This window comes from Arthrobacter sp. TB 26 (assembly GCF_000427315.1).
Classification (GTDB): domain Bacteria; phylum Actinomycetota; class Actinomycetes; order Actinomycetales; family Micrococcaceae; genus Arthrobacter.
Map to the genome: position 1 here is coordinate 1 of NZ_AUPJ01000447.1, position 9,160 is coordinate 9,160.

At 66.7% G+C, this 9,160-nt stretch carries 10 protein-coding genes; 1 reads left to right on the plus strand and 9 read right to left on the minus strand.

Going from position 1 to position 9,160, the window contains the following annotated elements:
• Window positions 1-78: 78 nt before the first annotated feature.
• Complete coding sequence (locus K789_RS0117195) at window positions 79-1,191, minus strand: alpha-ketoacid dehydrogenase subunit beta (RefSeq protein WP_024367839.1); 1,113 nt, start codon at window positions 1,189-1,191, stop codon at window positions 79-81.
• Window positions 1,188-2,384, minus strand: a complete 1,197-nt coding sequence (gene pdhA, locus K789_RS0117200) for a pyruvate dehydrogenase (acetyl-transferring) E1 component subunit alpha (protein WP_024367840.1) — start codon at window positions 2,382-2,384, stop codon at window positions 1,188-1,190. Before pdhA ends, K789_RS0117195 begins: the two co-directional genes overlap by 4 nt.
• 159 nt (window positions 2,385-2,543) lie before the next feature.
• Between pdhA and K789_RS0117205 the strand changes: the two genes are divergently transcribed.
• On the plus strand, window positions 2,544-3,008 hold the full coding sequence (locus tag K789_RS0117205; RefSeq protein ID WP_024367841.1) for an Lrp/AsnC family transcriptional regulator: 465 nt from the start codon (window positions 2,544-2,546) through the stop codon (window positions 3,006-3,008).
• A gap of 15 nt (window positions 3,009-3,023) precedes the next feature.
• Here K789_RS0117205 and galU read toward each other — a convergent pair whose 3' ends face one another.
• The 7 genes from galU to paaA form a co-directional block, all read right to left on the minus strand.
• Window positions 3,024-3,914 carry a UTP--glucose-1-phosphate uridylyltransferase GalU gene (gene galU, locus K789_RS0117210; RefSeq protein WP_024367842.1) on the minus strand — a complete coding sequence of 297 codons (891 nt, stop codon included), beginning with the start codon at window positions 3,912-3,914 and terminating at the stop codon, window positions 3,024-3,026.
• Window positions 3,915-4,012: 98 nt separating this feature from the next.
• On the minus strand, window positions 4,013-4,792 hold the full coding sequence (locus K789_RS0117215; protein ID WP_024367843.1) for an enoyl-CoA hydratase/isomerase family protein: 780 nt from the start codon (window positions 4,790-4,792) through the stop codon (window positions 4,013-4,015).
• Between the two features lie 38 nt (window positions 4,793-4,830).
• Window positions 4,831-6,051 carry a 1,2-phenylacetyl-CoA epoxidase subunit PaaE gene (paaE, locus tag K789_RS0117220; RefSeq protein ID WP_024367844.1) on the minus strand — a complete coding sequence of 407 codons (1,221 nt, stop codon included), beginning with the start codon at window positions 6,049-6,051 and terminating at the stop codon, window positions 4,831-4,833.
• Between the two features lie 10 nt (window positions 6,052-6,061).
• Window positions 6,062-6,598, minus strand: coding sequence for a 1,2-phenylacetyl-CoA epoxidase subunit PaaD (gene paaD, locus K789_RS0117225; RefSeq protein ID WP_024367845.1), 537 nt, complete (start codon window positions 6,596-6,598; stop codon window positions 6,062-6,064).
• A 2-nt stretch (window positions 6,599-6,600) separates the two neighbouring features.
• Window positions 6,601-7,509 carry a 1,2-phenylacetyl-CoA epoxidase subunit PaaC gene (paaC, locus tag K789_RS0117230; protein ID WP_024367846.1) on the minus strand — a complete coding sequence of 303 codons (909 nt, stop codon included), beginning with the start codon at window positions 7,507-7,509 and terminating at the stop codon, window positions 6,601-6,603.
• Complete coding sequence (gene paaB, locus K789_RS0117235; RefSeq protein WP_024367847.1) at window positions 7,506-7,811, minus strand: 1,2-phenylacetyl-CoA epoxidase subunit PaaB; 306 nt, start codon at window positions 7,809-7,811, stop codon at window positions 7,506-7,508. The genes paaC and paaB overlap by 4 nt, the downstream gene beginning before the upstream one ends.
• Complete coding sequence (paaA, locus tag K789_RS0117240; protein ID WP_024367848.1) at window positions 7,808-8,839, minus strand: 1,2-phenylacetyl-CoA epoxidase subunit PaaA; 1,032 nt, start codon at window positions 8,837-8,839, stop codon at window positions 7,808-7,810. The genes paaB and paaA overlap by 4 nt, the downstream gene beginning before the upstream one ends.
• Window positions 8,840-9,160: the final 321 nt, after the last annotated feature.

A 9,160-nucleotide genomic window follows, 5' to 3' on the forward strand; every position in this document is an offset into this window, starting at 1 on the left:
CGAGCCAGTTGACGAGTTCGGCTTCGGTGAGTCCTTCGCCGAGGTCCGGGAGGAGGAATACTTTCGGTTCGCTCATGGTCAGTCTTCCCACTGGAGGTCGTCAACGGCGTCGAGGATGCGGTCCACGCCGGGCAGGTAGTAGTGCTCGAGCTTCGGGGCCGGGTAGGGGACATCGAAGCCCGTGACACGGCGGATCGGCGCGGCGAGGTGGTGGAAACAGCGTTCCTGGACCCGGGCCACGATCTCGGAGGAGACGGAGGCAAACCCGTGCGCCTCGGCGATGACAACGGCGCGGCCGGTTTTGCGGACCGAGGCGCAGACCGTCTCGTCGTCGAACGGCACGATCGAGCGGACGTCGATCACTTCCAGCGAGCGGCCTTCCTCGGCCGCGGCAGCGGCAGCGGCGAGGGCCGTCGGGACGGACGGTCCGTAGGCGATCAGCGTGGCGTCGGTGCCGGGGCGGGCGACGGCGGCGCGGCCCTCGGAGGAGGTCCCGCGTTCGGTGTTCTCTGCGTGTTCGCCGCGGAGGGCGTCCAGGTCCACCTGGTCCTTGGACCAGTAGAGCTTTTTCGGCTCCATGAACATCACGGGGTCGTCGGAGTCGATGGCCTCGCGGAGCATCCGGTAGCCGTCGGCGACGGTGGCCGGGGTGAAGACCTTGAGCCCGGCGGTGTGGGCGTAGTAGGCCTCGGAGGAGTCGCAGTGGTGCTCCACTCCCCCGATTCCGCCGGCGTAGGGAACCCGGATGACCATCGGGAGCTTCACGGCGCCCTTGGTGCGGTTGTGCATCTTCGCGACGTGGCTGACGATCTGTTCGAACGCCGGGTAGGCGAAAGCGTCGAACTGCATCTCGATGACCGGGCGCATGCCGTTCATCGCCATGCCCACGGCCATGCCGACGATGCCGGACTCGGCCAGCGGGGTGTCGAAGCAGCGGCTTGTGCCGAAGGTCTTGGTGAGCCCGTCGGTGATGCGGAAGACGCCGCCGAGCATGCCGACGTCCTCGCCGAAGACCAGGACCGAGGGGTCCGCGTGCATGGCGTCGGCCAGGGCGGTGTTCAGGGCCTTGGCGAGGGTAATGGTCTGCGGGCCAGTCTTTTCGGCCTCAACGGCGGCCTTGGCGGCCGCGCAGGCCGTGGCTGCGCTGACGTTGCCGTTCGCCTCGGAGGAGGTGGTGATGGTGGGGCTCATTTCGCGGCCTCTTCCCGGGAGAGCTCGTCGGCGAGCATGGCGGACTGTTCCTTGAGCTGTGGTGTGGGGGTGGAGAAGACGTATTTGAAGAGGTCCTGCGGGTCGACCGGGACGTCCTCGCTCAGTCCTTCGCGGAGCTGGGCGGCCACAGCTTCGGCTTTGTCGGCGATCCGCGCGGAGCGGTCGTCGTCGAGCAGCCCGCGGTCCGTCAGGTAAGTCTTCATCCGGCTCAACGGGTCCTTGGCAACCCATTGCGCGACTTCGCTGTCCTGACGGTAGCGGGTCGCGTCGTCGGCGTTGGTGTGGGCCTGCATGCGGTATGTATGGGCTTCCACGAGCAGGGGTCCCGAGCCGTCGCGGGCCAGCTTGACGGCGCGGTCCAGCACAGCGAGGAGCGCGACGATGTCGTTGCCGTCGACGCGTTCGCCGGCCATGCCGTAGCCCACTGCTTTGTGGGCGAGCGACGGCGCGACGGACTGGTGCGCGAGCGGCACGGAGATCGCGTACTGGTTGTTCTGGACGAAGAAGACAACCGGGAGGTGGAACACCGCGGCGAAGTTCAGCGCCTCGTGGAAGTCGCCCTCACTCGTGGCACCGTCGCCGCACATGGCCAGGACCACGGTGTCCTCGCCGCGCAGCTTGGCGGCATGGGCCACGCCGACACCGTGCAGCAGTTGGGTGGTCAGCGGGGTGCACTGGATGCCGACCTTGTGCTTGGCCGGGTCATAGCCGCCGTGCCAGTCGCCGCGGAAGAGCGTCATGGTCTGCACGGGATCAACGCCGCGGGCCATCACGGCCACGGAGTCGCGGTAGGTGGGGAACATCCAGTCGCCATCGGACAAACACAGGGCGGCGGCGACCTGGCAGGCCTCCTGGCCATGGCTGGAGGGGTAGACGGCCATGCGGCCCTGCCGGACCAGGGCGGAGTTCTGGTCGTTGACGCGGCGGCCGACGACGAGCTGCTCGTAAGCGGCCATCAGTTCCTCATCGCCGGGGAGGGTGTATTCGTGGCCCGGCTGGGTTCCCTGTTCAGTGTGCGGATTCAGGGTGCCGTCCGGACCCACCATCTGGATCTGGTGCCGGGCGGGCAGCATGTAGTCCTCGACAGTGATGCCGAACTTGCGGACGGCCTCGCTTGCCGCACTGTTCGGCGCTGCCGGGGGCTGCGCCGTATGGTCTGCGGAGATCGTCATTGGTCCGTCTTTCTCTAGCCACTATTCCTTCCAAGTATGGGGTGGGGCGATGTTTCGTATCCACCTCCTGCAAAAATCGTGGAGAAGTCCAGATATTTACCCTATTCTGGAAGACAAATCGTAAGTGTGAGCTGGATTACCGGCGGGGGGTGTGGACGAATGGCAGAGGACGAGGCGGACCAGACTGCGGTACCGCTGGATGATGTGGACCGGAACATCATTGCCGAACTGACCAGGGACGGGCGGATGTCCGTTACGCAGGTCGCGGAGAACGTCCACATCTCGCGTGCCCACGCGTACACGCGGATTGCGCGGCTGACCGGGGAAGGCGTGCTGACCAAGTTCACGGCACTGGTGGATCCGATCAAGGCGGGCCTCAAGTCCTCGGCCTACGTCACCCTCAAGGTCCGGCAGCATTCCTGGCGGGAGCTGCGGGAGCTGCTCCGCGCGATTCCGGAGGTGCACCACATCGCGCTGGTGGGCGGGGACTTCGATGTCATCCTGCTGGTGCGCGCCGTGGACAACATCGACCTGCGCCGGGTGATCTTCGACCAACTGCAGTCCATGCCCGGGGTCCTGGACACCCAGACTTTCCTGGTGTTCGAGGACGTGGATACCCGGTAGCTGCGCCGGAGTTGTTCAGCTGACGAAGGCCTTCATCCAGGCTTTGAGCTCTTCGCCGAATTCGACCCGTTCGGAGGCGATCGAGATGACCGCCTTGAGGTAGCTCAGCTTGTCGCCGGTGTCATAGCGGCGGCCCTTGAAGACCACGCCGTATACGCCGCCGCCTTCGCAGCCGGAGACGGCCAGCGTCTGCAGGGCATCCGTGAGCTGGATTTCCCCGCCACGGCCGGGCTCTGTTTCCTCCAGCACGTCGAAGACCGCCGGGTGGAGCACATAGCGGCCGATCACGGCCAGGTTCGAGGGGGCATCGGCGACGGACGGTTTCTCCACGAGCCGGTTGACACGCACGTGGCCCTCGCCGTCGACGGCTGAAACATCGGCGCAGCCGTAGGCGCTGATCTCGGCAGGATCCACCTCTATCAGGGCGATCACCGAGCCACCGGTCCGGGCCTGCACCTCGATCATGGTGCTCAGCAGCTCATCGCGTTCGTCGATCAGGTCATCGCCGAGCAGCACAGCGAACGGCTCGTCGCCGATATGCTGGCGGGCGCACAGGACAGCATGGCCCAGTCCCCTCGGGTCCCCCTGGCGCACGTAGTAGAGGGGCCCCAGGGAAGAAGCGTGCTGGACGGCTTCAAGTTTCTCAAGATCGCCCTTGAGCTCCAGGGCGCGTTCCAGGCTGGGCTCCCGGTCGAAGTGGTCCTCGAGCGCGCGCTTCTGCCGGCCGGTAATCATCAGCAGGTCGGTCAGGCCGGCGCGGACGGCCTCCTCGACAACGTACTGGATGGCCGGCTGGTCGACCACCGGCAGCATTTCCTTGGGCATCGCTTTGGTGGCGGGCAGGAAGCGTGTCCCCAGTCCGGCGGCAGGAATGACAGCTTTAGTTACTGGTTTCCCCAAAGTCATAACCGAACCTTACAAGGGCACCTTCAAAATGAGAATGGCTGCACTGAAAGACAAGTAGCGGGACAACTTGGTCCCGCGTAGCCCCGGTTCTGGCGCCGCTAGCCCTTGAAGACCGGCTTGCGCTTCTCCTGGAAGGCCCGGAATCCCTCGGAGTAGTCCTCGGTCTTGCAGAGGCGTGCCTGCTCGGCGTTCTCCTCCTCCATGGACTCCCAGAGGCCCAGGCGCTGGTCCCGGATGTGCGCCACGAGTTCCTTGCTGGCCGTGAACGCACTGGTGGCGCCGGCGGCGGCCCTGGCAACGATGGCGCGGGTGTTCTCCAGGAGATCAGCTGCGGGCATAGCCCGGCTGAACATTCCCTGCGCCACTGCGTCCGCCCCGCTCATGAGCTCGGCCGTGTAAATCAGGTCCAGCGTCCGGTGCATGCCAAGGCGTTCGGTGAAGTACCAGTGGCCGCCGGAATCGAGCGTGGCCCCCAGGTTCGCGAAGGGGGAGCCGAACTTGGCGTTCTCCGCCACGTAGACCACATCCGTGGCCAGCAGCAGCCCCAGCCCCACACCCAGGCAGGCGCCCTGGGCCGCCGCGAAGGTGGGGGCCGGGAAGGCAGACATCTTCTTCAGCAGCGGCTGCAGGAGCCCGCCCAGGTACCCCTGGACGTCGTCCGTCTCCGGCGTGACGCCGGCGATGTCCCGGCCCGCGCAGAAGGCGCGGCCTTCGCCCCGCAGCAGCAGCGCCCGCACCTCGCCGCGCGAGGCGGCGGCAGCGGCGTCGTCGTACGCCCGTGACAGATCCCTGAGGGCCTGCTCGTCCAGCGAGTTGAGCTTGTGGGGGGCGTCTAGGACGATCTCGGCGACGCCGTCGGCGATGGAGAGGGAAATCATGGGGCTCCTGGGGTCGGGGCGGGAAGCGGGCTGGACTGCTAGACGTCGAAGTCGACGGTGACTTCCGGCGTGGTGGGGTGGGACTGGCAGGTGAGCACGTAGCCCTTGTCCAGTTCGTCCTGCTCCAGCGCGTAGTTCTCGTCCATGGTGACGGCACCGGTGACCACTTTGGCGCGGCAGGTTCCGCAGACACCCCCGGCGCACGCGAACGGAACGTCCGGGCGGACCCGGAGGGCCGCGTTGAGGATCGATTCGCGGGCGTGCGTGGGGCTGGCCACCTCACCCTGGAGTCCGTCCAGCTTGAACGTGATCTTGTAGGTCGCCTGGGACTCGTCCACAACCACGGGACGGCCGGCGTTGCCCTCCGGGCGGTCCGGCTTGCCGGTGGTGAACAGTTCGAAGCGGATGTGGTCCGGGTTGACGCCGCGTTCGGCCAGGGTGTCCCGGCACAGCTGGACGAGCTCGAACGGGCCGCACAGGAACCACTCATCGACGTCGTCGGCGTGGATGGCGGTCCCCAGCAGGGCCTGCAGCTTCTCGGCGTCGATCCGGCCGCTGAGCAGCGGGGCGATCCGCTGTTCGCGCGAAAGCACATGGTGCAGGGCGAGCCGGGCGGGGTACTTGTCCTTGAGGTCGGCAAGTTCCTCGAGGAACATCACGTCCATGGCGGCCTTGTTGGCGTAGACCAGGTCGAAGCGGGTTTCCGGGTGCGCCGCGAGCAGCGTCCGGGCAATCGCGATGACCGGGGTGATGCCGGACCCGGCGGCGATCGCGACGAAGGAGCCGGGCTCCCCCGCGAGCTCTTCCGGATCATTCATCGAGGTCATCAGGTTCTGCTCTTTGCCGTCACGGCCGTGCTTGGACACAAATGCGCCCATCGGGCTCATCACATCCAGGGCGTCGCCGGCCTTGAGTTCGGCGTTCGCCCAGGTGGAGAAAAGCCCGCCCAGGTCCTTCTTGATGGCGACCCGGATCTCGCTGCTGCCGTCCTCGAAGCTCCGCGGTTCGGCGCAGATCGAGTAGCTGCGCCGGATTTCCTTCGGCTCGCCGGACTCATCCGGGAGGGTGGTGCGCAGGGCGACGTACTGGCCCGGGAGGTAGTCGAACTGGCCGGCAAGCTCAGCCGGGACCCCGAAGGTCACCTCGATCGCGTCATCGGTGAGCCGGCGGACCTCATCCACTGTCAGCGGGTGGAAGGACGCGCGACGGCGGCCGGTGGCTGCAGCCGTTTCAGCGGCGGTCTGGCGGACAACAGTCATGGGTGCTTCCTTACAAAACTTTGAAGTAGTCGAACGGTTCCTTGCAGTCCTGGCAGACGTACAGCGCCTTGCAGGAGGTGGAACCGAAGCGGGTGAGTTCCTTGGTGTTCAGCGATGAACACTGCGGGCATTTGACGGCGAGTGACAGGCGGACCGGCCCGGCGTGCCGGACTGGTTTCCCATCAACAGCAGTGTGGCCCGACGGCGGGGCGATGCCGTATTCCTCCAGCTTGGCCTTGCCGGACTCGGTCATCCAGTCGGTGGTCCACGCCGGGGAGAGCACCAGTTCGACGCGGACGTGCGGGTAGCCGGCAGTGTGGAACGCCGCCGTGAGGTCGTCCCGGATGGCGTCCATCGCGGGGCAGCCGGAGTAGGTCGGCGTGATGGTGACCTGGACGGCGGGAACCGGCCCGCCGTCGTCGAACAACTGGACGTTCCGGAGAATCCCCAGGTCCGCAACCGTGAGGACGGGGATTTCCGGATCGCAGACCGTGGCCGCGATGTCCCAGGCCTTCTGCTCGGCCGTCGTGGTGTCCATCTCAGGCATGGTTACCAGCTCGCTCCGGGGTACTCGCGGGCGAGCACCTGCATTTCGGCGAGGAGGTAGCCGAGGTGTTCGGAATGCAGCCCCTTGCGTCCGCCGCCGGGGGCAGGCTGGACTTTGGGAACGTCGAGTTCGGCTGCGGCGAGGACCTCGCCGGTGAGGCGGTCGAAGTCGGCGCGCAGGCTGGAGGGCTCGACGGCGGCACCGGAATCGCTGAGGCGGGCCGTGAGCTCGTCGTCGCGGAAGAGCTCGTCGACGTAGGGCCAGACGACCTTGAAGCCGTGGATCATCTTCTCGCGGGACTCGTCCGTGCCCTGGGCCAGGCGCAGCACCCACTGGGCGCTGTGGTCACGGTGGTAGTCCACTTCCTTGACCGCCTTGGCGGCGATGCCGGCCAGGGTGGCGTCGGTGGACTGCGTCAGCCGGCGGTAGAGCTCGAACTGGTAGTAGCTGACGACGAACTGGCGGGCGATGGTGACGGCGAAGTCGCCATTCGGGATTTCGAAAATCTCGACGGACCGGAACTCAGGCTCGCGGCGGAAGTACGCGAGGTCATCCTCGCTGCGGCCGTCAAGGCCGCCGGCGTAGCTGAGGAAGGAGCGGGCGTGGCCCAGCTGGTCCAGCGCGATGTTGCCGAGGGCGATGTCTTCCTCGAGCTCCGGGGCGCGGGAGATCCAGTGGCCGAGCCGCTGCGCGAGGATCAGGGCGTCGTCGCCCAGGCGCAGGGCGAACTCGGCGACGTCCCCGCTCGGCTTGGCGGTGCCGCGGCTGACGGCGAGGGCGATGTCCTCGGGGCGGAGGGCGTTGCCGGGGGTGATGCGGGTGGCGCTGGCCGTGGCTTCGCCGCTGTTGCCGGAGCCTTTGACGCCGACGGAGATGTCTCCGTGGCCGGCCGTTTCGGGTGTGGTGCTCACAGGTGCTTCACGCCCTCGCTCTTGGTGTAGTACGTCGCGTGCCGGTAGTCCTTGCCCTGGGGCGACTCGAAGAACGAGCCCTTGGCGTCCGGATCGCTCGAGGCGATGGCGTCCGCCGGGACAACCCAGATGGACACGCCTTCGTTCCGGCGGGTGTAGAGGTCACGGGCGTTGCGCAGGGCCATGGCGGCGTCCGGCGCGTGCAGGGAGCCGGCGTGGACGTGGGAAAGGCCGCGGCTGGAGCGGACGAAGACTTCCCAGATGGGCCAGACGTTTCCTGCGTGCGGTTCGGGGGTGGTCATGCTGCGGATTCCTTTTCTGCTTGCTTCCGGCTCTGCTTTTCCGCGTAGGCGGCGGCGGCTTCGCGGACCCAGGTGCCGTTGTTGTGTGCTTCGCGGCGCCGTTCCAGGCGCTGGGCGTTGCAGGGGCCGCGGCCGGCGAGGACCTCGTGGAATTCATCCCAGTCCAGCGGGCCGTGCTCCCATTTTTTGGTTTCTTCGTTGAAGCGGATGTCCTTGTCCGGGAGGGTGAGTTCCAGGACCTTGACCTGCTCCATCATCATGCCGACGAAACGGTTGCGCAGTTCGTCGTTGCTGAAGCGCTTGATGTTCCAGGCCATGGACTGCTTGGAGTTGGGCGAATCGTCATCCGGCGGGCCGAACATCATCAGGGCCGGGGCGTACCAGCGGTTCACAGCGTCCTGGGCCATCTGTTTCTGCTCGGGCGTGCCGTGGGAGAGTTCCAGGAGGATCTCGAAGCCCTGGCGCTGGTGGAAGGACTCTTCCTTGCAGACGCGGACCATGGCGCGGCCGTAGGGGCCGAAGGAGGCGCGGCAGAGCGGCACCTGGTTGGCGATAGCGGCGCCGTCGACCATCCAGCCGATGGCACCCATGTCCGCCCAGGTGCGGGCGGGGTAGTTGAAGATGGAGGAGTACTTGGCCTTGCCGTCCATCAGGTCCTGGTTCATCGCATCGCGCGGCTGGCCGAGGGTTTCGGCGGCGGAGTAAAGGTACAGGCCGTGGCCGGCCTCGTCCTGGACCTTGGCCATCAGGATGGCCTTGCGCTTGAGGCTGGGGGCGCGGGAGATCCAGTTGGCTTCCGGCTGCATGCCGATGATCTCGGAGTGCGCGTGCTGCGAGATCTGGCGCAGCAGGGTCTTGCGGTATGCCGGGGGCATCCAGTCGCGGGGTTCAATCCGCGAGTCATCCGCCATGACTTTGTCGAAGTATGCCTGGCCTTCAGCGTCACGCCGGGCCACATCTTCGAGGCTCTGTTCGTGCCGTGCCGCTGTTGGCTCTCCGGGCACTGACTGCAGGGTCTGCGATGCCATGGTTGCTCCTATGCATTTCCGATAAATAATTACCGACCGTTCGTTCAGGATATGCGGAAGGCGGGAGATGCGTCAAGCACCACGGCGCTCCGCGGGCCGGCATGATGGCGGCCGTGCATCAACGCGTCGTCAACGCGCCGCATGCGCGATCTGCCCCTGCTTGCGGCACCGCGGTGGTAATGTCCGGCCATGGGAACGACGCCGGAACCAGCAGACGCAACCGCAGGCCCAGCCGCGGCACCGGGCGGAATGAACCGCCGTCGGACAATTGTCATCGCAGTCATTGCCGGGCTGGTGGTCATCGCTGTTGCGGCTGCGGCG